General features: G+C 66.7%; 43 protein-coding genes and 2 pseudogenes. 6 read left to right on the plus strand and 39 right to left on the minus strand.

The window, feature by feature from the left end:
- Positions 1 to 159: 159 nt before the first annotated feature.
- The 3 genes and pseudogenes from ACWDN5_RS27385 to ACWDN5_RS27395 all read left to right on the plus strand — a co-directional run.
- Positions 160 to 318: pseudogene (locus ACWDN5_RS27385) on the plus strand (aldo/keto reductase); the annotation flags it as partial.
- Between the two features lie 391 nt (positions 319 to 709).
- Positions 710 to 910: a hypothetical protein gene (locus ACWDN5_RS27390; RefSeq protein WP_449678282.1), complete on the plus strand. Its 201-nt coding sequence runs from the start codon at positions 710 to 712 to the stop codon at positions 908 to 910.
- 401 nt (positions 911 to 1,311) lie between these two features.
- Positions 1,312 to 1,746, plus strand: coding sequence for a hypothetical protein (locus tag ACWDN5_RS27395; protein WP_449678283.1), 435 nt, complete (start codon positions 1,312 to 1,314; stop codon positions 1,744 to 1,746).
- A gap of 246 nt (positions 1,747 to 1,992) precedes the next feature.
- Here the strand turns inward: ACWDN5_RS27395 and ACWDN5_RS27400 are convergent, their stop codons facing one another.
- The 39 genes and pseudogenes from ACWDN5_RS27400 to ACWDN5_RS27590 form a co-directional block, all read right to left on the minus strand.
- Entirely contained in the window at positions 1,993 to 2,388 is a 396-nt protein-coding gene (locus ACWDN5_RS27400; protein WP_449678284.1) for a hypothetical protein, read from the minus strand.
- Entirely contained in the window at positions 2,385 to 2,588 is a 204-nt protein-coding gene (locus ACWDN5_RS27405; protein WP_449678285.1) for a hypothetical protein, read from the minus strand. Before ACWDN5_RS27405 ends, ACWDN5_RS27400 begins: the two co-directional genes overlap by 4 nt.
- The gene (locus ACWDN5_RS27410) at positions 2,585 to 2,968 is read right to left on the minus strand and encodes a hypothetical protein (RefSeq protein ID WP_449678286.1); all 384 of its coding nucleotides are present in this window, start codon (positions 2,966 to 2,968) and stop codon (positions 2,585 to 2,587) included. Before ACWDN5_RS27410 ends, ACWDN5_RS27405 begins: the two co-directional genes overlap by 4 nt.
- Positions 2,961 to 3,245: a hypothetical protein gene (locus tag ACWDN5_RS27415; protein ID WP_449678287.1), complete on the minus strand. Its 285-nt coding sequence runs from the start codon at positions 3,243 to 3,245 to the stop codon at positions 2,961 to 2,963. The genes ACWDN5_RS27410 and ACWDN5_RS27415 overlap by 8 nt, the downstream gene beginning before the upstream one ends.
- Positions 3,242 to 3,541: a DUF4406 domain-containing protein gene (locus ACWDN5_RS27420; RefSeq protein WP_449678288.1), complete on the minus strand. Its 300-nt coding sequence runs from the start codon at positions 3,539 to 3,541 to the stop codon at positions 3,242 to 3,244. The genes ACWDN5_RS27415 and ACWDN5_RS27420 overlap by 4 nt, the downstream gene beginning before the upstream one ends.
- On the minus strand, positions 3,538 to 4,020 hold the full coding sequence (locus ACWDN5_RS27425; protein ID WP_449678289.1) for a dATP/dGTP diphosphohydrolase domain-containing protein: 483 nt from the start codon (positions 4,018 to 4,020) through the stop codon (positions 3,538 to 3,540). Before ACWDN5_RS27425 ends, ACWDN5_RS27420 begins: the two co-directional genes overlap by 4 nt.
- Before the next feature lies 1 nt (position 4,021).
- A complete protein-coding gene (locus ACWDN5_RS27430) occupies positions 4,022 to 4,183 on the minus strand; it encodes a hypothetical protein (protein WP_449678290.1) in 162 nt (53 codons plus the stop codon).
- Complete coding sequence (locus tag ACWDN5_RS27435; protein WP_449678291.1) at positions 4,180 to 4,488, minus strand: hypothetical protein; 309 nt, start codon at positions 4,486 to 4,488, stop codon at positions 4,180 to 4,182. The genes ACWDN5_RS27430 and ACWDN5_RS27435 overlap by 4 nt, the downstream gene beginning before the upstream one ends.
- Positions 4,488 to 4,829 carry a hypothetical protein gene (locus ACWDN5_RS27440; protein ID WP_449678292.1) on the minus strand — a complete coding sequence of 114 codons (342 nt, stop codon included), beginning with the start codon at positions 4,827 to 4,829 and terminating at the stop codon, positions 4,488 to 4,490. Before ACWDN5_RS27440 ends, ACWDN5_RS27435 begins: the two co-directional genes overlap by 1 nt.
- 13 nt (positions 4,830 to 4,842) lie before the next feature.
- Positions 4,843 to 6,942: a DNA polymerase gene (locus tag ACWDN5_RS27445; RefSeq protein WP_449678293.1), complete on the minus strand. Its 2,100-nt coding sequence runs from the start codon at positions 6,940 to 6,942 to the stop codon at positions 4,843 to 4,845.
- Between the two features lie 202 nt (positions 6,943 to 7,144).
- Entirely contained in the window at positions 7,145 to 7,405 is a 261-nt protein-coding gene (locus ACWDN5_RS27450) for a helix-turn-helix domain-containing protein (RefSeq protein ID WP_449678294.1), read from the minus strand.
- A 71-nt stretch (positions 7,406 to 7,476) separates the two neighbouring features.
- Positions 7,477 to 7,920, minus strand: coding sequence for a hypothetical protein (locus tag ACWDN5_RS27455; RefSeq protein WP_449678295.1), 444 nt, complete (start codon positions 7,918 to 7,920; stop codon positions 7,477 to 7,479).
- A 212-nt stretch (positions 7,921 to 8,132) separates the two neighbouring features.
- Positions 8,133 to 8,510 (minus strand): hypothetical protein, encoded by a 378-nt coding sequence (locus tag ACWDN5_RS27460; RefSeq protein WP_449678296.1) that lies wholly within the window; start codon positions 8,508 to 8,510, stop codon positions 8,133 to 8,135.
- Positions 8,500 to 8,661 carry a hypothetical protein gene (locus tag ACWDN5_RS27465; protein ID WP_449678297.1) on the minus strand — a complete coding sequence of 54 codons (162 nt, stop codon included), beginning with the start codon at positions 8,659 to 8,661 and terminating at the stop codon, positions 8,500 to 8,502. The genes ACWDN5_RS27460 and ACWDN5_RS27465 overlap by 11 nt, the downstream gene beginning before the upstream one ends.
- Positions 8,658 to 9,254, minus strand: a complete 597-nt coding sequence (locus tag ACWDN5_RS27470; RefSeq protein WP_449678298.1) for a hypothetical protein — start codon at positions 9,252 to 9,254, stop codon at positions 8,658 to 8,660. Before ACWDN5_RS27470 ends, ACWDN5_RS27465 begins: the two co-directional genes overlap by 4 nt.
- 30 nt (positions 9,255 to 9,284) lie before the next feature.
- Positions 9,285 to 10,049: a metallophosphoesterase gene (locus tag ACWDN5_RS27475; RefSeq protein WP_449678299.1), complete on the minus strand. Its 765-nt coding sequence runs from the start codon at positions 10,047 to 10,049 to the stop codon at positions 9,285 to 9,287.
- Positions 10,046 to 10,744 carry a toprim domain-containing protein gene (locus tag ACWDN5_RS27480; RefSeq protein ID WP_449678300.1) on the minus strand — a complete coding sequence of 233 codons (699 nt, stop codon included), beginning with the start codon at positions 10,742 to 10,744 and terminating at the stop codon, positions 10,046 to 10,048. Before ACWDN5_RS27480 ends, ACWDN5_RS27475 begins: the two co-directional genes overlap by 4 nt.
- 31 nt (positions 10,745 to 10,775) lie before the next feature.
- Positions 10,776 to 10,970, minus strand: a pseudogene (locus ACWDN5_RS27485) (CHC2 zinc finger domain-containing protein); the annotation flags it as partial.
- A 10-nt stretch (positions 10,971 to 10,980) separates the two neighbouring features.
- Positions 10,981 to 11,604: a hypothetical protein gene (locus tag ACWDN5_RS27490; protein ID WP_449678301.1), complete on the minus strand. Its 624-nt coding sequence runs from the start codon at positions 11,602 to 11,604 to the stop codon at positions 10,981 to 10,983.
- Positions 11,601 to 12,023: a hypothetical protein gene (locus tag ACWDN5_RS27495; RefSeq protein ID WP_449678302.1), complete on the minus strand. Its 423-nt coding sequence runs from the start codon at positions 12,021 to 12,023 to the stop codon at positions 11,601 to 11,603. Before ACWDN5_RS27495 ends, ACWDN5_RS27490 begins: the two co-directional genes overlap by 4 nt.
- Before the next feature lie 32 nt (positions 12,024 to 12,055).
- Positions 12,056 to 12,361, minus strand: a complete 306-nt coding sequence (locus tag ACWDN5_RS27500) for a hypothetical protein (protein ID WP_449678303.1) — start codon at positions 12,359 to 12,361, stop codon at positions 12,056 to 12,058.
- Positions 12,362 to 12,372: 11 nt separating this feature from the next.
- Positions 12,373 to 12,807, minus strand: a complete 435-nt coding sequence (locus ACWDN5_RS27505; RefSeq protein ID WP_449678304.1) for an endonuclease VII domain-containing protein — start codon at positions 12,805 to 12,807, stop codon at positions 12,373 to 12,375.
- Positions 12,797 to 13,174 carry a hypothetical protein gene (locus ACWDN5_RS27510; RefSeq protein WP_449678305.1) on the minus strand — a complete coding sequence of 126 codons (378 nt, stop codon included), beginning with the start codon at positions 13,172 to 13,174 and terminating at the stop codon, positions 12,797 to 12,799. The genes ACWDN5_RS27505 and ACWDN5_RS27510 overlap by 11 nt, the downstream gene beginning before the upstream one ends.
- Positions 13,175 to 13,190: 16 nt before the next feature.
- Entirely contained in the window at positions 13,191 to 13,994 is an 804-nt protein-coding gene (locus ACWDN5_RS27515; protein ID WP_449678306.1) for an AAA family ATPase, read from the minus strand.
- Between the two features lie 22 nt (positions 13,995 to 14,016).
- A complete protein-coding gene (locus tag ACWDN5_RS27520; RefSeq protein WP_449678307.1) occupies positions 14,017 to 14,238 on the minus strand; it encodes a hypothetical protein in 222 nt (73 codons plus the stop codon).
- Positions 14,235 to 14,528, minus strand: coding sequence for a hypothetical protein (locus tag ACWDN5_RS27525; RefSeq protein ID WP_449678308.1), 294 nt, complete (start codon positions 14,526 to 14,528; stop codon positions 14,235 to 14,237). Before ACWDN5_RS27525 ends, ACWDN5_RS27520 begins: the two co-directional genes overlap by 4 nt.
- Positions 14,528 to 14,896 carry a hypothetical protein gene (locus tag ACWDN5_RS27530; RefSeq protein ID WP_449678309.1) on the minus strand — a complete coding sequence of 123 codons (369 nt, stop codon included), beginning with the start codon at positions 14,894 to 14,896 and terminating at the stop codon, positions 14,528 to 14,530. Before ACWDN5_RS27530 ends, ACWDN5_RS27525 begins: the two co-directional genes overlap by 1 nt.
- A gap of 43 nt (positions 14,897 to 14,939) precedes the next feature.
- The gene (locus tag ACWDN5_RS27535; protein WP_449678311.1) at positions 14,940 to 15,797 is read right to left on the minus strand and encodes a PD-(D/E)XK nuclease family protein; all 858 of its coding nucleotides are present in this window, start codon (positions 15,795 to 15,797) and stop codon (positions 14,940 to 14,942) included.
- Between the two features lie 131 nt (positions 15,798 to 15,928).
- Positions 15,929 to 16,222 carry a hypothetical protein gene (locus ACWDN5_RS27540; protein ID WP_449678312.1) on the minus strand — a complete coding sequence of 98 codons (294 nt, stop codon included), beginning with the start codon at positions 16,220 to 16,222 and terminating at the stop codon, positions 15,929 to 15,931.
- 9 nt (positions 16,223 to 16,231) lie between these two features.
- Positions 16,232 to 16,741 (minus strand): hypothetical protein, encoded by a 510-nt coding sequence (locus tag ACWDN5_RS27545; protein WP_449678313.1) that lies wholly within the window; start codon positions 16,739 to 16,741, stop codon positions 16,232 to 16,234.
- A gap of 406 nt (positions 16,742 to 17,147) precedes the next feature.
- Positions 17,148 to 17,477, minus strand: a complete 330-nt coding sequence (locus ACWDN5_RS27550; protein ID WP_449678314.1) for a hypothetical protein — start codon at positions 17,475 to 17,477, stop codon at positions 17,148 to 17,150.
- A gap of 31 nt (positions 17,478 to 17,508) precedes the next feature.
- Complete coding sequence (locus ACWDN5_RS27555) at positions 17,509 to 17,721, minus strand: hypothetical protein (RefSeq protein ID WP_449678315.1); 213 nt, start codon at positions 17,719 to 17,721, stop codon at positions 17,509 to 17,511.
- 34 nt (positions 17,722 to 17,755) lie between these two features.
- Complete coding sequence (locus ACWDN5_RS27560; RefSeq protein WP_449678316.1) at positions 17,756 to 18,082, minus strand: hypothetical protein; 327 nt, start codon at positions 18,080 to 18,082, stop codon at positions 17,756 to 17,758.
- Complete coding sequence (locus ACWDN5_RS27565) at positions 18,079 to 18,447, minus strand: hypothetical protein (RefSeq protein ID WP_449678317.1); 369 nt, start codon at positions 18,445 to 18,447, stop codon at positions 18,079 to 18,081. The genes ACWDN5_RS27560 and ACWDN5_RS27565 overlap by 4 nt, the downstream gene beginning before the upstream one ends.
- A 129-nt stretch (positions 18,448 to 18,576) precedes the next feature.
- Positions 18,577 to 18,864 carry a hypothetical protein gene (locus tag ACWDN5_RS27570; protein WP_449678318.1) on the minus strand — a complete coding sequence of 96 codons (288 nt, stop codon included), beginning with the start codon at positions 18,862 to 18,864 and terminating at the stop codon, positions 18,577 to 18,579.
- Positions 18,861 to 19,100 (minus strand): hypothetical protein, encoded by a 240-nt coding sequence (locus ACWDN5_RS27575; RefSeq protein ID WP_449678319.1) that lies wholly within the window; start codon positions 19,098 to 19,100, stop codon positions 18,861 to 18,863. Before ACWDN5_RS27575 ends, ACWDN5_RS27570 begins: the two co-directional genes overlap by 4 nt.
- A gap of 161 nt (positions 19,101 to 19,261) precedes the next feature.
- The gene (locus tag ACWDN5_RS27580; protein WP_449678320.1) at positions 19,262 to 19,438 is read right to left on the minus strand and encodes a hypothetical protein; all 177 of its coding nucleotides are present in this window, start codon (positions 19,436 to 19,438) and stop codon (positions 19,262 to 19,264) included.
- A complete protein-coding gene (locus tag ACWDN5_RS27585) occupies positions 19,438 to 19,632 on the minus strand; it encodes a hypothetical protein (RefSeq protein ID WP_449678321.1) in 195 nt (64 codons plus the stop codon). The genes ACWDN5_RS27580 and ACWDN5_RS27585 overlap by 1 nt, the downstream gene beginning before the upstream one ends.
- Before the next feature lie 78 nt (positions 19,633 to 19,710).
- Positions 19,711 to 20,064 carry a hypothetical protein gene (locus tag ACWDN5_RS27590; protein WP_449678322.1) on the minus strand — a complete coding sequence of 118 codons (354 nt, stop codon included), beginning with the start codon at positions 20,062 to 20,064 and terminating at the stop codon, positions 19,711 to 19,713.
- A 779-nt stretch (positions 20,065 to 20,843) separates the two neighbouring features.
- On the opposite strand from ACWDN5_RS27590, the gene ACWDN5_RS27595 reads away from it, so the two are divergent.
- The 3 genes from ACWDN5_RS27595 to ACWDN5_RS27605 all read left to right on the plus strand — a co-directional run bounded on the left by ACWDN5_RS27595 (position 20,844) and on the right by ACWDN5_RS27605 (position 21,758).
- On the plus strand, positions 20,844 to 21,065 hold the full coding sequence (locus ACWDN5_RS27595; RefSeq protein WP_449678323.1) for a hypothetical protein: 222 nt from the start codon (positions 20,844 to 20,846) through the stop codon (positions 21,063 to 21,065).
- 77 nt (positions 21,066 to 21,142) lie between these two features.
- Positions 21,143 to 21,361: an HNH endonuclease signature motif containing protein gene (locus ACWDN5_RS27600; RefSeq protein WP_449678350.1), complete on the plus strand. Its 219-nt coding sequence runs from the start codon at positions 21,143 to 21,145 to the stop codon at positions 21,359 to 21,361.
- Between the two features lie 187 nt (positions 21,362 to 21,548).
- Positions 21,549 to 21,758 (plus strand): hypothetical protein, encoded by a 210-nt coding sequence (locus ACWDN5_RS27605; RefSeq protein ID WP_449678324.1) that lies wholly within the window; start codon positions 21,549 to 21,551, stop codon positions 21,756 to 21,758.
- Positions 21,759 to 21,777: the final 19 nt, after the last annotated feature.

Below are 21,777 nucleotides of genomic sequence, written 5' to 3' on the forward strand. Positions count from 1 at the left end.
ACCTGCTCAGAGGCATGGCGGCGGTTCGCTCTGCGATACGGGCCGCGTCCGGCCGGGGGTCCCGAATGAGTCATTCGCGACCTCCCGGTGACCCCGGCCGTGGCTGGAGTCACTCCAGGTCGTTAGCAAAGCAAACGATTACCGCCTAAGCTCGCGGCCATGGAGTTTCGTCGTCTCGGCCGCAGCGGCCTCAACGTCAGTGAGATCTCGTACGGGAACTGGCTCACCCACGGTTCCCAGGTCGAGGAGGACCAGGCCCGGGCCTGCATCCAGGCCGCCCTCGACGTCGGCATCACCACCTTCGACACCGCCGAAGTCAGGCAGTCACAACTACCGTACGCGCCCCTCCCGCCGCGGATCCAGAGCGTAGCTCCCAACCCACCCGGCGGCCCGTTGGCCGCCGTATTCGCCGCCGATCTTGTAGGACGCCCACCCCACCCAATGGCCCGTGGTCGTCCTGTGCCACTGGTGGATCATGCCCGGGACGACCGCCTGAAGATCTAGGCCGTGCGGGTACACGCCGAGCGGCTCACCGAAGGGGTAGATGCGCGCTAGGTCAACCCACACCGGCTTCGGCGGCCGGAGAGCACGGATTTCTTTAAGGCTCGGGTGCGGTTCACCCTGCGGCACTTGTCCGAACATGCGTTCGAGTATGCGTCAAGCGCTGGACCGCGGCAACGGCGCCGTCGCCCTCGGTAGGCTCGGACGCATGAGGATCACGAGAGCCGTCGAGCTGACCGAGGGCACGCAAGAGGAGTTGCTCGCCGAATTGCGCCGGCTGAAAGAGGGTTGGGAACACTTCGGGAATGACCGGCTGGCAAGCGAAGCCGGGCAGGCTATCGACGCGCTCACTCTCGGCGCATCGTCCGTACGGGTGGGACACACCGTGTTCGACGTGACAGAGACATAGATCACGCGTACTGTCGCTGGAATCCGCCCGGCAACGGGCCGGGCCTGATTGAGGACAATTCCATGATCACCCAAGCGGACACCGCGTACGCGGTGAGAAGGTCACTTGACTCTCAGCCCGTTGCGGGCCTGTGGGCAAGCGAGCAAGACAGCTTCCCCGGGTTCCGGCGGGCTGAGTCATGACGGCGTTTCAACCCGAGTTCGTCGAGCAATTCACATTTGACTCGTCTGGCAACCGCGTTGCCGATTTGCCCGTCCAAGAGCGCGTCGAGTACTGGCAACGGCGCGGCGCGGTTTACCCCACCCCGGCGGATGACCGGGAGGAGGTGACCGAGTCGTGTGGTTAAACCTCCGTGTCTGGTGGGCGAACAAACGTCGCCCGCTCCGCAAGGGGTGGCGGTGATGACGACCGTGTCCACCCCTAACCCCTCCGCCAGTCTGCCCCTTGAAGACCTGTTGGCGAAGCTTCGTGAGCGCCGTTGGACGCTTCATGTCTTCGGACCGCCCGACGCTCCCGATCTCTACGCCTCTTCCGTCTACTGGGGCGGCTACACCGACGTCCTTCTTATCCGCAGCGAAAAGTCCGCCACGGCGTATCGGGTGCCGATGCTCCCGGGCGTCGATTTCCTCGCTCCGCGCGAAGTCGTGTGGCAATACCACTCGGCGCCGACGTGGACGGTGCGGGCCGTCCTGGCTTTGCCGGCGCCGGGTTTGCACGGGGCGCCCTCGAAACCCGAGCGGCCCAACGTGTTGTGCAAAGTGCCACAGGAACTGCGGCAGCGACGAACAACCAGGCGATCCGGGCTGAATCAACCGCCCGACTGGTCCTGGTTCTAAGACCCCGGCCGGCGTGCGTGACCTTCGACCCCTCGCGCCGGCCGGGCCCCCAACGGAGGAAACGAGATGGCACCACGAGAAGAGGCGCAGGGGGACGAGCCCACCGACGCCGAGAAACGCCGCGTCGCGGAGGCGGCTAAAAAGGCGGTGGAGTGGGCCGTGGGCACGCCAGAGCCCGAGGACTAACCCCGTAAACGCGAAAAAGCCCCCTCCTGAGTCCGCTAGGGACCCGGGAGGGGGCTTCGCTTACTTCTGCCTGCGTTTCAGGGCCTCGGCCATCAGGGAGGCGCCGGCGATCAGGTCTAGCAACTCGTCGTATCGGTCGCCGTCGTCCTCCGCGGTTAGGGCCTCCCAAAGCTCTTCCTTCAGCAGGGAGTCCCACCCGAGGGTCTTCGTCCTCCGACCGTGTTCGACTTCGCGCCGGGCGGCCGTGAGACGCCGGCGGTACTTCTCCCGCCGGTCCGCGGGAAGCGGGCCGCCGATGTCGGGCAGCTCGTCCCCGTTGCCCCACCGGTCGCGTACGGCCTCGATCCGGCCGGCGATGTCGTCCTGAACGCTCACGCTCTCCAGTGTGGCACGGTCCGGGATTACCAGCTCTCGCACGACAACCCCGGGCCACACCACGACCGTGTGGACGGTCACTCGTACTCTTCCCACTCGACGGCCGCGCGCTGAGTGCGGTACGGCGCCCGGCGGGTGTCGCCCCACCGTGCGTCTCTCTTGCCCAGTCTGGTTGCGTGCCGGCGGGCCGTCCCGCGGTCCGTGTAGGCCACGGGGTTATCCCGCCCGACGGCGACCGCGCGGCCGTCGTTGTCGACGACCCGGTAGACGAACTCGGTCATGCGGCCTTTCCCTTCGTCAGCTCCGCGCGCCACGCCGTGAGCGCGGCAATGGCCGCGTCAACCCTCGCGAGGTCGTCAGCGTCGTTGTGTAGGAACGGGAACACCGCTGACCGCAACCGCCCCCGCAGGTCCGCGGCGGCCACCTTGACGGCCGTCGGGCTATCCGGGTGGACGGCCTGATAGTGGTAATGCGACCACGCGGCCGTCCCGAGGGACTTCGTCCGCATGTCCCGCAAGCGGAACCGGTGGGAGAAGCCCTCCACCGTGAACGAAAGCTTCGCCACCGTGCGAACGGTCGTCAGCGTGAGGCCGCCGTCATCACGGCCGGCCGTGTAGTAGGCGATCGGTGCGCCCGGCTTGATCCAGTCGGTATCAGGCACCGGCGGCCACCTTCACGACCCGGTTCGCCGCCGGCCAGCACACCCGAGGCGAGTACACGGAGTGCACCTTGCCGAACATCGATTCGAAGTCCACCACGATGCCGATCCGGCCGTCCTTGGCTACCTCGGCGACGCGGCCGACGCGAGTCTCCGCGGTGTTGCCCGAGCGGACCGAGTAGGCCACGCGGTCGCCCGGCTCGACGGCGACGCCGAGCATGTCGACGGCCCGCGAGACGTCCTCGACAACGCCGGCGGTGTCCACCAGGAAACGGGTCATGGCAGCAGTTCCTTCCAGGGTCGAACGGGCATTGAGAGGGACTTCGCTACGCGGACTTCGAGCCGGGCCCCGGGGCTGCCGCGCCATCCGGGCAACGTGGCCACCCGGTCACACGTGACGAGAACGCCGAGGTCGTATCGGAGGTAGTCCGCCCACGCCCACCCGGGAACGATCCCCTTGTCGGACGGGTCTTCCACCGTGATGCCGGCCGCGCGGAGCTCCGCGGCGGCGGCCCGGAAGGCCGGGAAGTTGTTGTCCGGCAACCCAGTCATCGGGCCGGAGAGGTACACCTTCACGCGGCCTCCCGCTTCGCCGTCAGCGCGTCGCGGATCCGCTGAAGCACACGGAGCGGGTGTTGCTCGCCGAAGACGAGCGACCCCGGGCCGATGGAATCGACGACCCGGAGAGCCTCGACGATCCGCGGGTCCTCGGCCGGCGGAGTCTGCGCCATCTTCCAGCGAATCAGCTCGATCGCCTGAACGTTGAACCAGCACGCGGCGGCGTGGTCTTCGTCGTCCTGGCCGGCCAGCAGCTTGAACGTGTGCCGGAGAAGCGACGCCTTCGCGTGCTCCAGGGCCTCGGGCCCTGAGAACTGCTCCCAGTTGCGATCCGCGTACTTCGCCGCCCCGAGGGCCATCCACCGGGCGGCCCTGGTCAACATCTGGGCTTCGTACGGCTGGCACTCCGTCCACAGAAGCTCGAAGCGTTCCTTGCCCTCGGCGGTATCCCGGATGCCACCGCCGGCGAATTCCTTGCGGTTGCCGGAGTCTTCCACGTTAGCCCTCCTCTGCTGCTTGGTATTCGATTTCGTCGGCGACCGCACGGAGAGCACGTGCTAGCGCGCCGTCCGGGTCCGCCTTCAGGTCGGCCACGTCCACCCGGTAGACCACGTGGGGGTCCAGGTGGCCGAGCTGGATCCGGAGCGGGAGCTTCGTCATCCGCGGTCCCACTTCTCCGGCACCGGCCGGCCGAGGGCACGGAGAACGTCTCCGGCCTTGTCCTTGCCGACGACAGACGCCACCTTCTTGAAGTCGTCGCGGTAGTCCGTCTCCCACGAGATCTTCCAGTCGTCTTCGTTGATCTCTTCGACCGAGAAGATCCGGGGTCGTGGCGGCCGGATCAACAGGTCGGAGTGATAGAACTCGAACTCGTGCTCCGGCTTGGTCGTGAGCAGCGGGCTACGCGGGTTCTGGTTCCGGGCCTCGATGACGATGCGGCGCAAGTAACGGTGCTCGTTTTCCATCAGTAGTGCTCTCCGTTCGCGTCGGCGAGACGGTCGGCGACCGCCTTCAAGGACGCTTCGAGCTCTCCCAACGGGACTTCGCCGATCAGGCGAAGGTCTTCGACGGCCGACGTCATCGCGCGGGACAGTCGCTGGGCCAGTCGGCCAGAATCGTCCAGGTCGACGCCCATCGTGCGGATGGTCGACTCCGAGAGCGTCACCTCCGCGTGCAGCTCTTCGATGGCACGTTCCTTGCCGGCGAGCCGTTCGCCGAGTTCGAGGACCTGCGCGTGCAGCTTCTCGTTCTGCTCGGCCAGCTCGGTCTCCCGCGCGGCGCGGGCCAGCTCCGAATAGATCGACATTCGTTCTCTCCTCTTAGTCGTGGGTGGCGAGCATCCACGTGGCTCCGCCGGCGCCCGAGGACGCCGGGAAGTCGATTCGCTGCCCCTTGCCGTGCTTCGGTAGGTGGCTGTAATTCATCAGGTTGAGTACGTACGCCTGGTGCCGTTCGATGTTCTTTTTCGGGATCGACATCACGAGTTCGTCGTGAATCTGCGCCTTGACTCGGCGCAGGACCGGGAGCGGCATCTTCAGCAAGGCGTCACAGATGATTTCCCGAGTCGTCGATTGGCCGATGAGGGCCGGCGCTTGCGTGTACTCCCGGCCTTTCTCGACCCGCATCACGCGGCCCCAGTCGTTCACGACGTAGCCGTGTCGACGGGCGAACTTGACCATCGCGTCCTGCCAGGCGACGACCCCGCGGAACGCCTTGTTCATGTTGTCCAGGAACAACTTTGCTTCGGCTACGGGCTTCTTCCACAGTTTCGCCAACTTCGGCGGGCCGACCCGGTAGCCCCACGCGTGCCCGCCGGGCTTCGCCTGGTCGCGGTACTTCGCCGTCACCGGGTCGTGCTTGTCGGTGCCGACGACGTCCTTACCCCACGCCGCCCACGCGTTGATCAGGTGACCGTCCTTGCCCGGCTGGAACCGCTCGGCGAAAGCCACGTCGCCGCTCTCCGCGGCGACCGCGCGGGCATCCGCGTTCGAGTAGTCGAACGAGACGAGCAAGTCGTCTTCGCTGTCCGGCAGGTAGTAATCCCGCTCGACGCGGCCCGGGCCGCGGGCCGTCCACACGGTGAGCCCAGGCTTCGTCGTCGACCACCGGCCGGACGCCTGAACCATCGTGATGTCCGGGTGAACCCGGCCGTCCGGGTGGATCGAATCGAGCGTGAGCTGTGCGAGAGACCTTTGCCCCTTCAGCTCGGCCAACGCCGCGCCGAGTTCCTCGGCGTCGGTGTCCTTGGTCAGCTCGATCAGCGTCTCGCCGCCGAGGGATAGCCCGTAGGCCACCGGCCACGGATCCGCTTCGAGAGCGGCTATCTCGGCTTCGTGTTCCGCTATGCGCCGGGTCTTCGACTCGACGGATCGCCGAGTCAGCGCACGGCCGCTCTTCGCCGACACGCCGGCTTCGAGCTCCGCACGCCATTCGTCGACCTCGGCCTGACGCTTCTCGATTTTCGCCCGGACCTTCTCCAGGAACTCGGCCCGCTTCTTGTCCGAGTCAGCCGGCGTCTTCGGCCAGTCCGGCGTGTTCTCCGGCGTGATCCCGCGGTCAGCGAGGGCCGTCAAGATGGCGGCCTTGCCTTCGTTGGTGTCCCACGGTGCGTCGCCCTCGGTCGGCAAGCCGTAGTCGCGCTCCAGCTCCCCCACGATGACGTCCCGTCGGGCCGCGAGTTCGTCCCTGCGGGCCGTCGCCCCTTGCTCGTCGACAAGCCACCCGTTCGAAGAGATGACCGCGGCCCGCGCGGCGATTTCCTGTTCCCGCATCGGGTACCCGACGTATTTCCGGCCGAGGTACTCGTACGTCTCGCCGCCGCCGGACAGCTTGCCGCGCTTCAGCAGCGCGGCGGCCACCCGCTCGGACGCCTCGACGTCGCCGACCAGGTACGCCTGATAGCGAGGGTCGTCGAGCGGGATCCGGCCGTACCCGAGGGAGATGTCTTCGCCGGGCTCGACGAACTCTTTCGCCAACGCGGCGAGGTCGTCCGTCTTGCCGGACACGCCGAGCTGGTACGCCTGTTCGTCGAGCCCGAACCACTTCATCGCCTTGCCTGGTGTGTCGGCGATCAGCTCGTACCCGTGGCGGGACATGTACTTGTACGGCGCCTGATTCACCAGGCCGGCGTGAGTCAGGGTGTCGTACACGCGGCCGGCCATCGCGAACTTGACCGGCTCGTTCGACCAGCACCCGAAGATCACTTTCAGGTCGAACATGTGAATGTTGTGGCCAACAATCCACCGCGCCCGCCGGATCATTTCGCGCATCTCTTCGAGGTCGGTCGTGATCACGACTTCCGACTCACCACGCCACCGGTAGCCACCGATGCGGAACATCTTCTCCGGCGGCAACGTGTAGAGCTCGCTCGCCGAGAACGATTCAACATCGAACGTCAGCGTGCCGGACGGCTTCCGCATCGGCGGACCCTCCTATCCCGGATACGACTGGATGATTTCCGCGAAGACCCGGCGCGTTTCCGTCCACCCGTTCCGCCGAGCGTGAAGGACGTAGAACCGGGTTTCCTTGCCGGCTTCGTCTCGGGCCGCGTACAGCCGGCGGAGCAAGTCCGCTTGCCAGTCGGTGAGGGCGAAGCCGTGGGCTCGCGCCCACACGGCGACGTCAGCCACGGTGGTAGATCCCGCGGACGATGCGGGAGACGGTCGCGCGGTTGACGTCGTACGCGTCGGCGATTTCCCGCTGACTAACTCCGCCGTGCCCGTACCACTGCCGGATCCGGAAGACTTCGTCCTCCGTCAGCTTCTTCGCGTTCGAGCGCGGTTCCCGCTCGATCGCCGCGAGTGCGTCGGTCAGCTCGCCGGCGGCGAACCGCAAGCGGGCCGCTGCCTGGATCACTTCGGCGTGCTGCTTGGTCAGTGCCATTCGTTCTCTCCTCTGGGAAAAGACCCGGGGTCCCGCGTGGGACCCCGGGTCCGCGTTCAGTTATTGGCCGATCAGAAAGGCGGGTCGTCGTCGTAATCGGCCGCCGGCGCGGCCGGGGCCGGCTCCGCCTTCTTCGCCGGTGCCGCCTTCTTCGGCGCGGCCTTCTTCGCGGCCGGCTTGCTCTCGCCGGCGCCGCGGTCGACGAACACGCGCGGGAGTGCGTAGGTGTGCTTTCCGTCCTTCGTCTTCGCCGACTCGATCACCACCTTGATCCGGTCGCCCGGGTTCAGGCCGGCGGCCTCGATCCGCTCCAGCAGGATCTTCCCGGCGGGGAAATTCGCCTTCGTGCCGTCCGGGGTGTCGATGTCCACCCACCGCACCGGGCCGTAGTCGCCCTCGCGGAGGTTGCCGACGCGGACGACCGTGCCTTCGAACTCGGCGCCGATCTTCGTCGACAAGCGCTCGCGCTCTTCGTAGTCGCCGCCGCCGTTGCCCTCGACTTCGTCCCAACCCATGTGTCAGTTGCCCTTCTTGTTCGGCTTGTTGATCCAGACACCGGCGCACTGGGCCGGATCCGGGTACCTCACGGCGACGCACTCCCAGACGTGCCCGATAGAGCCGTCCCGGTTGTTCGTCGACTTGTATTGACGCTTCAGGCCGTGGTCACAGTCCGGTGCTTCGCCGGCCCACTCGGGGGCCTCGACGCTGCCCGGCGGTTGCCCCGGCCTCAGCCTTTTCCCTGATCGCCCTCCGGCTTCGCCTTCGCCGCGGTCTGCTTGAACCACGTGTCGATGGCGACGGCCTGTTTCATCAGGGTGGAAATCCGGCCGTCGAAGTCCTTCACGTTGAGCGTCTTCGCGACGAACTCCGGATCACCGTGCACGGTGCCCGAAAGCTTGTCGTACCCGGAGTCACCCAGGAACGTGAACGACACCCAGTTGTCCTCTGCGGCCATGATCGGGCCACTCTCCTTCCAAGGGTCGTCGGACGGCGTCGAGCCGGCCGGCTTGTCTGCGGGCGATTCCTCGGCCGGCGGAGCTTCCGTCTGCGCTTCGTCGGCGTCGTCGTCCTTGAACGGATCCCAGTCGGGGTCGTCAGTCGACACGGGTGTACACACCCCCGCAGTAGGCTTCCCGGTCCTCGGCCGGCCAGTGGTCGACGCACATCGGCCGCTCTTCCGGGTAGAGCTCCGGGACCACGGCCGCGCGGTACATCTCGCCGCGGTCGATCGTGATGTCGAACAGGTTCACGCTCACTGGGCGCCCCCTTCGAATCGGGTCAGCGACTGGGCCGCCGAGTTGGACACGACCCGGCGAGAGCCGGGGCCGTCGTGCACCGCGTTCGCCGCCTTGCGGGCAGCGTTCATCGCCACGGCGAGCGCGTCCCGGGCACGGGTGAGCGTCTTCCCGTTGTCCCCGGGCGGTTCCACGTAGTCGCCGGCGACGTAGTAGCAGAAGATCACTTCGGCGTACCACGGCGAGATGCCGCCGAGGCCGGCTTGCGTGTCGAGCCACTCGACGTGAGAAGGCGACCCCGGAACCTGGTCGGCACCGCCGTTTTCCAGGATTCGCCGGACGTCGTCCGTCGAGTAGGTCACGTTCGCGCTGAAGTGCTCCCGATCCGCCATCTCGGCGCCGGCGCACTGCCGAGCGATGGCACGCAACACCTTGCCGCGCTGCTCGGCCTCATAGGACAGCAGGGCGGGCAGAGTCCGCGGGGACTCCAGGATCTTGACCCACATGTCCTGTTCGATGTCCTCGGCGTCGAGTGCACCCGTCCACGAGCGGGTGGCCGACTTCGCCGCCCGGGTGACTTCCGGGAGTAGGAAGTCTTCGATTTCGACCGTCAATTCGTTCTCTCCTCGGGTACGCGTTCAGTTTCAGACGCGGTATTCGACGCCGTCGACTTCGAATCGGCCGCCGATGATGGGAATGGGGTACGCGTGCACCCGCTTGCCTTCGACCTTGACGACGGCGAACCCCTGCTGCCAATTCGGCGTGGCACCCTTCAGGTAGCCGGCGAGCTTCGGGTTCATCAGGTGCCCGACCTCGACACCCGTCAGGATCTTCTCGGTCCCGCCGACGCCGTGGGTTGACCACATCTTGCCGAGCCGGTGAGTGTGACCCATGATCACCGACTTGAGCGTCTTTTTCGCCGCTCCGTAGGCCGTCATGCCGGCGTTCTGTGTCAGCCGGATCCCGCCGCGGTGCCCGTGCGTCATGATCCAGTCGGGGGCGAACTCGTAGAACTCCGGCGCCTTCTTGAAGCCGAAGTCGTCGAAGTGCAGAAGGTTTTCCATGTCGAACGCGTGCGTCCCGGCGAGCGCCGGCGCGTACTTTTCGAGGTAGACCCTCGGCCGCTCGTCGTGGTTTCCCTCGAAGATCAGAACCTCGCCGTTGAAAACCTCCCGAAGCGGCTTCGAGAACCTCTCGGTGACGTGTTCGGCGTCGCGGTAGATACTCCCCTCGAACTCTCCGCGCGAGTCCTTGTTCCAGCGCGACGGTTGCGGGAAGTCGGCGAGGTCGCCGATTTGCACGACCGTGTCCGGCTGGTAGTCGCCCACGAAGTTGAGCACGGCCCGCAGGGCCTTGCGATCCTCGAACGGCGCTTGCACGTCCGAGATGACAACGTACGTCTTCGTCATTCCTTGCCTTTCTTTCGGCCCTTCCCGAGCCTTTCGAGATACGCCGCTTTCCCGTGTTTCACGACGACGGAGTTCACGTCTTCGCCGTCCGGCATCGGGCAGTGCCGGGCGTTGCTCGGCAATTCCGAAAGGACCTTCTCCGCGAAGCCCTGGCCGGCCGTGTCGCCGTCCGCAGCGACGTAAACCGTCTGGTAGCCCTGGAACGGCGGGTTGAAATGGGGCTTCCAAGCCGTCGCGCCGGGGGCGCCGACTGCCGGTTGTCCGCACGCGGTCGACACGATCGCGTCAATCTCGCCCTCGGTCACAACGATTTCGTCGTCGTGGTCGATCAGCGCAATCGTGTTGAACAGCCGGGGCCGGCCGCCCGACGTGGCCATGTACTTCTTGTGGTGCTTGCCCTGCGTCTTGCAGTCGTGGTCTTCGATGCACCGGAATTTGATGTCGACGACCGTCCACTCTCCGCCGAGCCCGCGACGGAGATACGGGATGGCGAGCATCCCGCGGAACTTTTCATGCCCCACCAAAGGATCGGCGACGTACCCGAGCCTGAACTTCGCGACGGCCTCGGCCACGCTCGGGGCCATCAGGCCGCGCCTCGCCAAATGCTCGGCGGCCGGACTGTCGGGCAACGCCGCGTGGTATCGCTTCGTCGCCGTCACCAGAAAATCTCTCTGCAATGCGGAAAGCCTCTGCATAGGGAACCTCCTCCCCCGGCTTCTCCATTTGCCGGATGATCGATACGACGTCGCCGGCGAACCCGCAGGCTTGGCACTTCACTGCCCCGAGCTCGTAGGAGACGGCGGCCGACGCCCGGCGCTCTGTGTGCGCCGGGCACCGACACGCGTTCCACTTCCGCCGATCCGCCGGCGGGATCCATCCGGGGAAGTAGTGCGTCAGCACGCGGGCAATGGGTTCATCCATTGCCCTCCCGTCAGAATCGGACGACGCGGAATTGCCCGCTGTCACGGAGATCGGAGTACTTCGACCAGATGGCCGCCGACGACCACTTGCGGGAACTGGCGAACCAGTACTCCGCGGGTGCCTCCGGACCGTCGCCGGAGACGACGCGGTAGAGCCGGCCGCGCCCGCGGAAGTAGACGTACTTCTTCGGGTCGACGTCGGCGCCCGTCTCCGGATCCCGCTTCAGCAGCGGGATGACCCGCTCCGGCGGGTCGGCCGGCTTGCCGAAGCTGCCCGGCTTCAGCGGCGGCCCGCAGTAGATCCACTCGTCGAACGACGCGCCCGGCTTGAACAGGTTCGGGTGGGCGCCCGGGTCGAACAGGTGCGTCTCGTCGAAGGCGAGCAGTGCAGCCGTGAACGCGCTGTCGACCGTCTTCGCTGCGCCTCGGGTCGTCCACGCTTTCTGTGCCGCCGACGGTCGGCCGGGGGTGAACGCGTTGGTGGCCGTCAGCGTCCGGGGCTTGACGGCGAGGGCCGGCGGTTCCAGCCACGCGAGGTACTTCTCTGCCCGCTTGATCACCTCGGCCGGCTCGTCGCCGATGTCGGACAGCGCTACAGCCGCGTCGAGCGCGGCCCGGCGGTTCTTGTCGCTCACTCCGTCACCTCGGCGCCCGTCTCGACGTCCACCAGGCGGTAACCGACGTTCGGCAGGCCCCACGAGTAACCGGCCCCTTCCGCGTCCTCTCGGGAGTACGCCCAGACGAAGCGGCCGGGGCGGACCTCGTAGGCGCGCTCCCGTTCGACGAACGAGCCGTTGTCACGCCACCCGATGCACGTCCGCAGCTTCGCCGGTGCCGGCTCGGGCGCCTCTGTCGTCTCCGGCCTCGCGCCGAACTTCTCGTTCAGCGCTTCGGTGATCACCGCGGCGAACTTGCGGTAGTGATCGATGCTTGCCGGGCCGTCGACTTCGAACGCGAATCGTCCGTTCGCGTCCCTGACGCGGCGTCCCTCGACCGAGAAGGGCGCCGGGTACTCGGGAACGTCAGCCGGCTTCGGCCCGATGAAAGTCGTCATTCGTTCTCTCCTCTGCGCTTTGGACGGGCGGGCTACTTGGACGGCTTGCACCGGGGGTCATCCGGGATCACGGCGATTCCGGATGCGAGGCCGCCGCCGTTCTGGCCGCCGGCGAAGTCGGAACCGCGGGAGGTGACGACGAGCATGTTGCCGCCGTCGTCGCACACCTCGGCGACATTGCGGAACCCGTTCGGCAGACCGACCACCTGGTGCGGCGGGACCATCTGGATCTGTGCCGGCGTCGGGTCGGGCGCCGATTCCTTCGTGGCGCCGGCGCACGCCGACACGGCCAGAGCGACGGCGGCGAGGCTACCGGCGAATACGAGCTTGCGCTTCATTCGTTCTCTCCTCATGAAAAAACCCGCCGAGCCGGCGGGTTGGCGAGATATTCGATTGCCCTTCGGAAGAAATCCGGGCTGTCCCCGGCTCTCCCTAGCTCCTGATTGCAGGGGCCGCACAGCAACCCCCGCACGCACCGACCGCACGAAGTCGGCCCGGCGCAACACGCGTGGTCGTGGTCGACGGCTAACGCCTTTGTCTTCCCGGTGGCCCGTCGACACCACGCACACTTGCCGCCCTGCGCCTGGTAGAGACGCTGGTAGTCCTCGGCGGATATCGAGTACACCTTTTCGAGCCGCGCAGCTCTGGCGCGCTCTCGGGTGTCTTTACGCCGAGCCCGGAAGTGCGTCACGCACAGGGGCGTCCTCGGCCCGCCGTGCGGGGTGTCCCTGTATCGCGGCACGCCGTCCCGGATGCAGTCGACGCAGACGGGGCTACTCGGCACCGAAGTGCGCGTTCAGCAGTTTGACGACCAGCGCGGCGAACTCGCGATCCTGGCCGGCGGTCGTGACGGCCCCGGAGATCCCGCCGACGTGCTCGCCCCGAGCGTCCAGGATCGCCGCACGGTCGACGCGGAAAGGCGTCTGAATGACAGGCCCTTCGACCGGCTTCGGCGCTGGCCCGACGAAGTCGAGCGACACCAACCGCTCGATGTTCTCCGGCAGGACACCCGAGGGTCGCTCGCCCTTGTCCCACGTGACGTAGACGTTCCCGGCGTTCGCCTGTTCCCGCACGGTGCCCACGGCGCCGGCCAGATCGCGGGTGTAGGTGCCGCTGTAGCGGACGCGGTCGCCCGGCATGAAGGTCGACATTCGATTTTCTCCTCTGTCAGTACGGCCCGGCGGCCGAGATCGGCCGCTCGGGGTCGCGAATCAGGTACTTGTCGCCGATGAACTCCAGCTCGGCGAACGTGTTTCCACTCGCGTCCGCTTTGCCGCCGCGGTTCTTGACCGCGGACACCCCGATGATTTCGGGGTTGTGGTCGTCGCCCTTCTGCTTGTGCAGCGTCAGGACCATTTCCGGCACCCGGGTGATCTGGCCTTTGACCCCGGACAGTGGGATCGGCTTCTCGCCGTCGTTGAACCCGCCGGTGACGTGGTGAAGCCCGATGACGGCGGCCTCGGTCTTCCGGGCCATGTCGTGCAAGTAGTCCATCAGCCCTTCCAGGCCGCTGAACGGGTCGCCGTCGTCACCGCCCATCCCCGACTGCACGTTCGTCACGTTGTCGACGACGACCAGCGCCGGCGGGCCGTCGAAGACCTCGGAGAATGCTTCGAGGCTGAGTTCCAGTTCGGACAGCGTCGGGCTCGCCGAGTAGTTGAACCGGATGGGAAGCGCGGCGAGCTTGCGTTCGACCTCGGACAGGCCGGGCGCCTTCGCCAGTCGGACCGCGGTCGGCTCGTCCACCCCGCCGACGACGCACAGCGTGCGGACGTACTGCGTGAACGGGTCCGAGTCGGCCGAGAAGTAGAACGTAGGTACGCGCGCCTTCAGCGCGTACGTCAGGGTGAAAATGGACTTCCCGGTTCCCGGGCCGGCGCACACGAGCGTGAACTGTCCGCGCCGGAGCTGGATCTTCTTCGTCTCCAGGGAACGAAAAACGACCGGTAACGGATCACCGGTCGCACCCATTGCCCTCTTCGATTGGATGGCGCTAAGCATCGGCCCTCTCGATCTCGTCAGCCATCGCGGTGAAAGTCAGCCGGTACGCCGGCGGCACGATCCCGGCCACTTCGCGAAACGCCGCCACGACGGCGGGCTTCACGCCGGCTCGGAAGTCACCACAGCAGCCGACGCCGTAGCACGTGGTGTCCTCGAAGGCCGGCCCGCCGGCCTCCTCGGCGGCCTTGAGCACCCGTGCGGCGAAGTCGCTCACTGCGCCCCCGTCCGGTTCGGCGGGTCGTTGGGGTCGCCGGGGATGACGTACAGGGCGTCCAGGAAGCGCTCCAGCGGACCCATGTCCGGGTGGCCGTAAAAGAACGCCATGACCTCACGGTCCGAGACGTGCCGGCGCACGCGCCGGGCAAAGTGCTTGCCGGCGGACGTCCACTGTCGTTCTGCCTTGTCCGTCCACGGGCCGGTGTAGGTGCACAACCAGGCGCCGTCCGCGAAGTTGCGGACGCGGATCTCCCACGCCTTGCCGGCCTCGTAGCTCTTCCGTCGCATCACGCCACCTCCGCGACGCCGGCCACCTTGCGAGCGGCGGCGAGTGCCTCACCCCACGTCTTCCCGTTGTCCTGCGCTTCCTGCGCGGCGGCGAAGACCGCGATTGCGCCGGGCGCGGTGTCGATCGGGAGCACGTCGTCCGGCATGTACTCGATGGGCCCGCCGTACATGTCGTCCATCCGGAGGACCTGTTCGACCGTGGCTCCGGCGAGCCCGTACGCCGTGCCGACGATGCACGAGCACTCACCACCGCTGACGTAGAAGCACCCGTTCGGCCCGTCGGAATTCGGGTCGACGTAGTCGGCGCCGTTCTGCTCGACGGCCAGTTCGATCAGCTCGACGGCCTTCGCTGCGTCGATCGTGTCCATTCGCTCTCTCCTCAGTTTCTGAACCCACACCGTGGGTACCCGTTCAGTTATCGGCCGCACGAAATTCGCACGACGATGCCACGGAGCATCGCCGGCACTGCTCGCCCGGTTTCGGATCCCAGTTGCCCGCCTTGATCCCTTCGTCAGCACGATGGAACCGCTCCGTGAGGACTTCGACGGGGATCGTGGTCAGATCCTTCTTGACCACCTGCGCCGCGCTCACGCGGCCCGTCGGCGTGGGTTTCTTCGCCGTCATCAGGTACACGCCGTCCCGCACCGGGAGGCCCGTCTTCCGCCGAGCGGCCTCGGCGTACGTCGCAAGCTGCCCCGGGTCTTCCGGGGTTTTCGAGCCCGCCTTGACGTCCTCGATCACTAGGTCGACGACTTCGCCGGACGGCTCGACGACCTCCGTGATCCGGTCCGCGGACCCGATCACCTTCACGCCGTCAAGGTCGAGCTCTATCGGCCACTCGACCGCCGGTGTCTCGCCGTCCGGCCGCCAGATAGGCCGCCCGGTGTGCTTCCTGATCATGAGGAAGTTGCCCAGGTGCCGGCGGAGATCCTTGAACCGGCGCGGGATGTCGTCCGGCCCCTTGTACGGCCCCGAGGACTGCCAGTACTCCGCGTTCGGCGTTTCGGCGAGACGTTCGTTGATGTCCGCCCGAAACGCGTCCTCGGCGACGCGGACCATGTCGTCGAGCGTCGGCGCCGTGCCCTTCTCGTGGGCCTCTGCGGCCGTGTGCACGCCGAGCCCGGTCGCGAACCACGCGGCCGGCCGCTGCCAGGCCCTCACGATGCGTCCGAGGTAGAACGCGTGGGGGCACTCCTCGAACCCGGTCATTTGCGACCACGACCGCGGCCGGTTCCTGTACGCCTCCCAGCGTTCGTCAGTCGTCGTCACCCGACACCGCCCGCAGTAGTACGCCCACCCAATCGATCGTCTCGGCTTGCTCCGCCGTAACGATGCCCCGTCGCACGCTTTCCACTCGGGTGCACTCGGCGGTCTTCTCGATATCCCGGCGAAGCTCGTCGTCAACCAGCAACACAGCGGACCTCCCGGGCGCAGTCGTGTTCGTACGGCGGGCATTCCGCCCACACCTTGTAGACAGTTACCTCGGCGTCGGCGAGCCATGCGGGTTGCCCCTCACGGCCGACGTTCGGACCGCGGTAGCCGAGGGTCGTGCATCGGCCGTCCATCTCGTTGCGGACCGGCTCGAAGGCCGGTCCGAACGGCGAGACTTCCGGGCCGCGGGCAATCACCAGCAACGCGCCATCACGGTAGGCGTAGACAACGCCGGGGACGTCCGCGACAACTTGCTCTGACAACTCTGTCTCCTACTCTGGCCAATCCTCCCGCGGGGGGAGCTTCCACCGGTCTCGGTCTTCTTCCGCAACCGGCGTGTGCTCGTCGAATCGGAGGATGCTGTCTCCGTCCGATTCTTCGCGCGGGACGTATTCAAACCCCCCGAAGCGCTGCCCCGGACGGGGCGGGATGGCCGGGTCGTACCTGACAACCATTTTGAATTCTTCAAGTTTCTTGTAGAAGCCGCGGAGCTTGCGACGCTTGTCGGGCGTCAACGCCTCATCCCCGGCTTCCATGAATTCGAGATGCCACTGAGCGTTGCGGTAGGGGGCCGCTCGCACCTGGTCCCCCGTGATGTCCCACGGCAAGAGTTTCTTGACGCGTTCCACCAGGCTCAGTTCCGGTTCACCCCCGGTGTACTTCAGGTGATAGGTGATCCCGGCGTTAGAAATTCCGATGATCGTCATGATCTCGGCACGATCGAACCCCTTGTTTAGAAGCTCCTGGATCTCCGATCGGGAAGTAATCGGCTTCCGTGCCACTTCTGATCTCCTTTCGTGACCTTCGCACGGAACTTTACGCGTACCCGGGGTACCCGACAAGCGATGTCCACCTATCGTCCTGTTCGGGTGGTGCGTGATCCTCTGTCTGTCCTATCACTCAGTGTCGGAAAGTCGTTAGCGTTACCAAGGACGTCGATATGTCACCGTGACCCTACTGCCGGGTAAGAATTGGCCGCCTGACCTGCGGTGATGCACATGCACTAGAACACGTGTTCGGCTACGGTAACGCCTTTAACTACACACTTAGCGTGACTAAAGGCCGCAAAGGGCCATGATCAACGTTACTCCGAATGGCCCCATGTGACCCCGAGCACGCTCCGCGGGGACCACGGGTACCTGTCCAGTTATCGACCCGAGAGAGCCCGCCCGGGTGGGCGGGCTTTGGTCACGGGCAGATACCGGAGTCCCGGATTGTCTTCACGATGGCGACGGCTTTCGGGTCGTCCACTCCGAACTTTGCCCGGGTGAACGCGAGACGCGGTTCCGGCCTCTGGTCGGGCGCGTAACAGACGTCTTTGGCCTTCTGGATGGCCCCGTCTTCGTCGACGACTAGGCCGGCGTCAACGGCCTTCAGGCCGGCGAGAAGCTTGCTCTCGGCGTCCGACCGGCCGCCGCTGGTGGCCACGGCGATGACGATCACCAGGACGATCAGGCCGGCGAGGATGGATAGAATGATCTTGACCGGCTTGGACGCCGTACGGGTGTTTTGGGACATGTCTCCCTAGTCGCCCGTACGGCCGTACCAGTTACACGCCGGCGCGCTTCGTCAGGATCGCGGCGATCGTCTGCGCGTTCTCCGCCAACACCTGCGCGTCCTCGGCCAGACTCGGCCACCGGTCTGCACCCCGCCAAACCTCACGCACGCTGGTCAGCGCGTGGCGGAGGTTCTCGCCGTCTTCGCCGCCGAGCTGGTCCGCGAAAGCCATCAGCCGGCCGTCCAGGTCTTCCAGTTCGCCCACGTCGATTCAGCCCTTTCCGTTCGGGAGCCGGAGCCTACAGACCGGCGCCGGCCAGCAGCTCGGCCGCCACCTTCGACGCGTCGCTGATGAGCAGCTCGGCCACGCGCTGACCGTTGCCGGGGCCGAGCGTGTACAGGCCGGCCTGCCCCCGGAGCTCCCGGGCCGCCCGGCGGATGGCTGAGTGCGCCTTCTCCAGCTCGGCCGTCATCTCGTCGGCGAGCTTCAGCGCGTGGTCCAGGGCCGTCTTCGAGGCTCGGTCGGCCGCCCGGCTGTCCTCCGCCCCGCCGTACTCCGACATGGCGATAGCCGCTTCCGCGGCCGTGTGCGCCCCCCGGATGGCCTCCCGCAGCGCGGCGCTCACGCCGCCGCCTCCCGGGCACGCTCCAGGGCGAGGCCCCACGTGTGTCCGGTGTCCTGGACACGCTGCGCGGCCATGAATACGCGGGCCGCGTCCTTATCGATCTCGACGGGGAGCGCGTCGAGCTGGTCCCAATCGAGCAGGGCCAGGATCGACGACTTCGGCTGCTTGTCGAGCTGGTGGAGCTGGGCGACGGTCGCCCCCTCGTAGAACAAAGCGTGACCCACGATGCAGCCGCACGCGGTCGGTTTCACGCGGCTGTTCGCGTAGGTGCACCGGCCGTAGGTGGAGTTCGGGTCGACGTAGTCGGCCCCCTTCTCGGCAACCGCGCGTTCGATCAGCTCGACGGCCTTCGTCTTCGTGATCATTCGAGTTCTCCTCTCGACGTTTTGGAGGGCTCACCGGAACGGGGAGGCCGATGTCAATCCCCGAACCGGGAGCCCGGTTGTGCCCGTAGGCACAAGAAAGGCGCCGTCGCATTCGGCGCCCAACTTGCGTCAACGCGTCACCTCGGCCCACAAGGTGTTGGCCATCCTCGGCGCGTACCGCCACTTATCGAGATAGCCGACTTGCCGCGCGGCCGACTCACGGGAGCCGAGCCACGACCCGCAGAGCAGGTACCGCCCGACGTCGCGGGCGTTCTCGAACTGCCCGGCCACCTCGACCCACGCGCCTTTGACGCGCTTGACGCAACGGCCGTCGACCAACCACACGGACGCGGCGTACGGTCCCGGCGACCAGACCTCGCCGACGTCCTCGGCGCCGTCCTTGTTCACGAATTTCACTTATCGCCCCCGGGGTCCGCGTTCAGTTTCCGAGCAAAAAACTCGAGATTTGCCATCCAGACCACCCACCAGGCGGCCATGATGCCGACCAGAACCAGGATGAGTTCCAGCCGGAACGAGACGACGACGTCGTATGGGTTCTCGCGTCCGTCGGATGCCAGCACGCACAGCGGTGCCGTGTAGAGCAACAGCAGCGTTGTGGCGACGAACAGGGCCCGGCGGATGATCCAGCGCATGACAGCCTCCTAACGGGGTGGTGCGGAGCGCTTCGAGCCGTTCTTGACGGCCGAGCGTCGGCGAGAGGGACTCGCGCCGGCGGCAACGGTCCCGAGGGTCTTCGGAAGCGGCCCGTACGCGGGCAGCCCGAGGGCTGCCCGGTACGCCGCGTCGGCCGCGTTCATCGGGCCGTCAAACTGTGCTCGCCGAGGTACGCCGGGTAGCGGTAGCCGGGCAGCCTCACGGCGTACTCGGTTTCCTCTTCCGGCGTCTGGGCGACGGCGTAGACCTCTTCGATCCGGCCGGCGCCCCACCGCGGGTGTTCGACCCGCTGGCCCGGCTCGAACTTCGGCGTCATCACGCCACCCCCGGAGAGGTCAGCGCGTTGGCCGCGTCGATGTGGATGTCCTCGGGCGTCACGCTGTTCGTGATGGCGAGCATCCGACGGAAGTTCTCGTGGGTGGCCGGCGTGTCGTCGTCGGTGAGGCACCGGTCGGACTGGGCCGAACCCGTGGCTCCCACGCGGTACTTGACGTTCCAGGCTTCGAGCATGGTGGTTCTCCTCTGTGTGCGAAGTGCCCCGGACGGGATTCGATCCCGCGGCCTCGCGCCGTACTCCGGGGCGATAGATCAGCTCTGGTCGTACTGACTGGCGAAGTCCACGAACTCGCCGAAGAGCCCCGAGGGAAGTTCCGTCTCCGCCCGGTACAGGGCTTCGGAACGGTTGGTCGGGAACAGGTCGACCAGTTCGCGGTAGCGCACTCTTGCGGCTTCGACCTTCCGACGTTCGATCTCCGCCGTGATGTCTGCAATGGACCGCTCGGCCGTCTGGATCGTGGCTTCCCGCGTTCGGCCGCCGTAGATCGTGTTCTCGTTGTCCCGGTCGAACTCGGCGATCTTGACCAGCGTCGGCAACTCGGCGTCTTCGTAGTGCGTCAGTCGCTCGGGCGGGTAAAGCTGGTCGACCTTGTCGTAATCCGTCATTCGCTCTCTCCTCTTTCGCTTGGAGTGCCGCTCGGGGGAATCGAACCCCTGACGCCGTTCTCCGAGTCGCCCGCTAAGGCCGGTTCTCCGCGGTGTCGCTGCGGCCGGACTGTCCCGGGAAGATCATGTGAACCTCGAAGTCGGCGCCCGCTTCCTAGCCGGCGGCCATGTTGTTCAGCGGGCGCTAATGCGTCTCCCGACGCTCGCCGCCCCGCTCGCCCCCTCCGCGTGGTCTCCAGGGGCTCTCAGGCCCTGGTGGATGCTTCCTCGCTTTGGCGACGGATCCCGGTTTCCGTTGCTGCTTCTACCTCGCGGCGCAGTCCGTGTCTCCGGTGGTGTCTGGCTTCCCGGTGACCCGGTCGGCCTGACACGAGAAACTTAACCCGTACCCAGGGTCCCTGTCTAGTAATTCCTCGATCGGGTCACTCGTTCGGCGTAGCGCTAGCGGCGTTTCCGCAGGTCGGCCGTCGGGAGCGTCGGTCAGAGAAGTGACCTAGGTCACGATCCGGGGGTAGTCTGCCGGGAATCCGGCCGCCCGGCACCACCTACTAGGTGTATGGGGGAAACAGGGGGCCCAAGCTGACTGAGTCCCCTGAAGGCGTCCCACTTCACTCGGCCCTGAAGGCCGAGTCTGAAGACGCCTCTTAGTCGGCTTCGAGCTAACGAAGTCTTCCGGCCGGTTGAGCTGTCTTGTGGGTAGCGGAGTCCTCTCCTCCTCCGCGGTCCGAGATAGCTCCCGGCCGGCGTAGCTTGCCCAACCGAAGACGAAGGACTCCCACGTGAACATCCGCCTTGCTGTCTTCGGTCGGGAAATCCTCTCCCTGGACATCTCCCGGGACCTGGTCGAGTACGCCGAAGAGGTCGACTACGCCGAGCCTGACGGCTCGTCGATGGTGCGACTCAGCGGGCCAGTGGTAGAGCACGCCGCCGACGAAGGCGACTTCGAAGACCACGCCTACGAGGAACGCCCGCACCCCTTCGGCTTCTCCCCCGTCAGATAGCCCCCGTGCCTACTTGGACCCCCGGCTATACCGGGTTCTCGAAGGCCGTCAAGGCACGCGTACTGCGTAGGCACAGGGTGTGCCAGGTATGCGGTGTGCGTGCGTCGACTGAGGTGGACCACATCATCCCGTACGCCGAAGGCGGCACGGACGACGAAGCCAACGCACGCGGTGTCTGTGCTCCCTGTCATGACGAGAAGTCCAAGGCAGAGAGAGCACGCGGGCTAGCAAGGTACCGGGCCAGTCGGCGAGGGCAGGCACGCAAGCCTGAACGTCATCCGGGACTGCTCGACTGATGACCTCGGCCGGCGAGCCAGCTCGACGCCGTCAAGGGGTGGCGGGGGACCCCCTGCCGGGCCCCACGGCCGGATGGAAGGTGCTGCGGCTGAGGTTCTCTACGGGTCTGGGGATTTCGTAGCCAGCCGAGCGGGCGCCCGTCTACGGCCCGTTCAGGGCCGGGAATCAGCCATCTGAGAGGGCCGTATGCAGGCGAAGCGCTACACGATCGACGAAGCCAGCCGCTACTACGAATGGTCCGCGGAGATCGCCGGCCACCCGTACCGCCGGCAGACTGTGGGCGTAGACGGCCCGATGGCCGTCAGGACCCGCGTGGTCAACCACGGCCGCGGTTGGGAAATCCGGTTCGTCGACCCGGCCGGCGTCGTTCACGGCGTCTGGTGCCGCTACTGCTAGCTCGAAAGGAAGGGTCGCC

The organism is Amycolatopsis sp. NPDC003731 (genome assembly GCF_053586895.1).

Excerpts from the sequence above, each read along its gene's own strand:
- ACWDN5_RS27390 (WP_449678282.1), top strand. The coding sequence starts at position 710 with ATGAGGATCACGAGAGCCGTCGAGCTGACCGAGGGCACGCAAGAGGAG.
- ACWDN5_RS27395 (WP_449678283.1), top strand. The coding sequence starts at position 1,312 with ATGACGACCGTGTCCACCCCTAACCCCTCCGCCAGTCTGCCCCTTGAA.
- ACWDN5_RS27405 (WP_449678285.1), bottom strand. The coding sequence starts at position 2,588 with ATGACCGAGTTCGTCTACCGGGTCGTCGACAACGACGGCCGCGCGGTC.
- ACWDN5_RS27415 (WP_449678287.1), bottom strand. The coding sequence starts at position 3,245 with ATGACCCGTTTCCTGGTGGACACCGCCGGCGTTGTCGAGGACGTCTCG.
- ACWDN5_RS27430 (WP_449678290.1), bottom strand. The coding sequence starts at position 4,183 with ATGACGAAGCTCCCGCTCCGGATCCAGCTCGGCCACCTGGACCCCCAC.
- ACWDN5_RS27435 (WP_449678291.1), bottom strand. The coding sequence starts at position 4,488 with ATGGAAAACGAGCACCGTTACTTGCGCCGCATCGTCATCGAGGCCCGG.
- ACWDN5_RS27440 (WP_449678292.1), bottom strand. The coding sequence starts at position 4,829 with ATGTCGATCTATTCGGAGCTGGCCCGCGCCGCGCGGGAGACCGAGCTG.
- ACWDN5_RS27445 (WP_449678293.1), bottom strand. The coding sequence starts at position 6,942 with ATGCGGAAGCCGTCCGGCACGCTGACGTTCGATGTTGAATCGTTCTCG.
- ACWDN5_RS27450 (WP_449678294.1), bottom strand. The coding sequence starts at position 7,405 with ATGGCACTGACCAAGCAGCACGCCGAAGTGATCCAGGCAGCGGCCCGC.
- ACWDN5_RS27455 (WP_449678295.1), bottom strand. The coding sequence starts at position 7,920 with ATGGGTTGGGACGAAGTCGAGGGCAACGGCGGCGGCGACTACGAAGAG.
- ACWDN5_RS27475 (WP_449678299.1), bottom strand. The coding sequence starts at position 10,049 with ATGACGAAGACGTACGTTGTCATCTCGGACGTGCAAGCGCCGTTCGAG.
- ACWDN5_RS27480 (WP_449678300.1), bottom strand. The coding sequence starts at position 10,744 with ATGCAGAGGCTTTCCGCATTGCAGAGAGATTTTCTGGTGACGGCGACG.
- ACWDN5_RS27495 (WP_449678302.1), bottom strand. The coding sequence starts at position 12,023 with ATGACGACTTTCATCGGGCCGAAGCCGGCTGACGTTCCCGAGTACCCG.
- ACWDN5_RS27500 (WP_449678303.1), bottom strand. The coding sequence starts at position 12,361 with ATGAAGCGCAAGCTCGTATTCGCCGGTAGCCTCGCCGCCGTCGCTCTG.
- ACWDN5_RS27510 (WP_449678305.1), bottom strand. The coding sequence starts at position 13,174 with ATGTCGACCTTCATGCCGGGCGACCGCGTCCGCTACAGCGGCACCTAC.
- ACWDN5_RS27515 (WP_449678306.1), bottom strand. The coding sequence starts at position 13,994 with ATGGGTGCGACCGGTGATCCGTTACCGGTCGTTTTTCGTTCCCTGGAG.
- ACWDN5_RS27525 (WP_449678308.1), bottom strand. The coding sequence starts at position 14,528 with ATGCGACGGAAGAGCTACGAGGCCGGCAAGGCGTGGGAGATCCGCGTC.
- ACWDN5_RS27530 (WP_449678309.1), bottom strand. The coding sequence starts at position 14,896 with ATGGACACGATCGACGCAGCGAAGGCCGTCGAGCTGATCGAACTGGCC.
- ACWDN5_RS27550 (WP_449678314.1), bottom strand. The coding sequence starts at position 17,477 with ATGTCCCAAAACACCCGTACGGCGTCCAAGCCGGTCAAGATCATTCTA.
- ACWDN5_RS27565 (WP_449678317.1), bottom strand. The coding sequence starts at position 18,447 with ATGATCACGAAGACGAAGGCCGTCGAGCTGATCGAACGCGCGGTTGCC.
- ACWDN5_RS27575 (WP_449678319.1), bottom strand. The coding sequence starts at position 19,100 with ATGCGCTGGATCATCCGCCGGGCCCTGTTCGTCGCCACAACGCTGCTG.
- ACWDN5_RS27580 (WP_449678320.1), bottom strand. The coding sequence starts at position 19,438 with ATGACGCCGAAGTTCGAGCCGGGCCAGCGGGTCGAACACCCGCGGTGG.
- ACWDN5_RS27585 (WP_449678321.1), bottom strand. The coding sequence starts at position 19,632 with ATGCTCGAAGCCTGGAACGTCAAGTACCGCGTGGGAGCCACGGGTTCG.
- ACWDN5_RS27590 (WP_449678322.1), bottom strand. The coding sequence starts at position 20,064 with ATGACGGATTACGACAAGGTCGACCAGCTTTACCCGCCCGAGCGACTG.
- ACWDN5_RS27605 (WP_449678324.1), top strand. The coding sequence starts at position 21,549 with ATGCAGGCGAAGCGCTACACGATCGACGAAGCCAGCCGCTACTACGAA.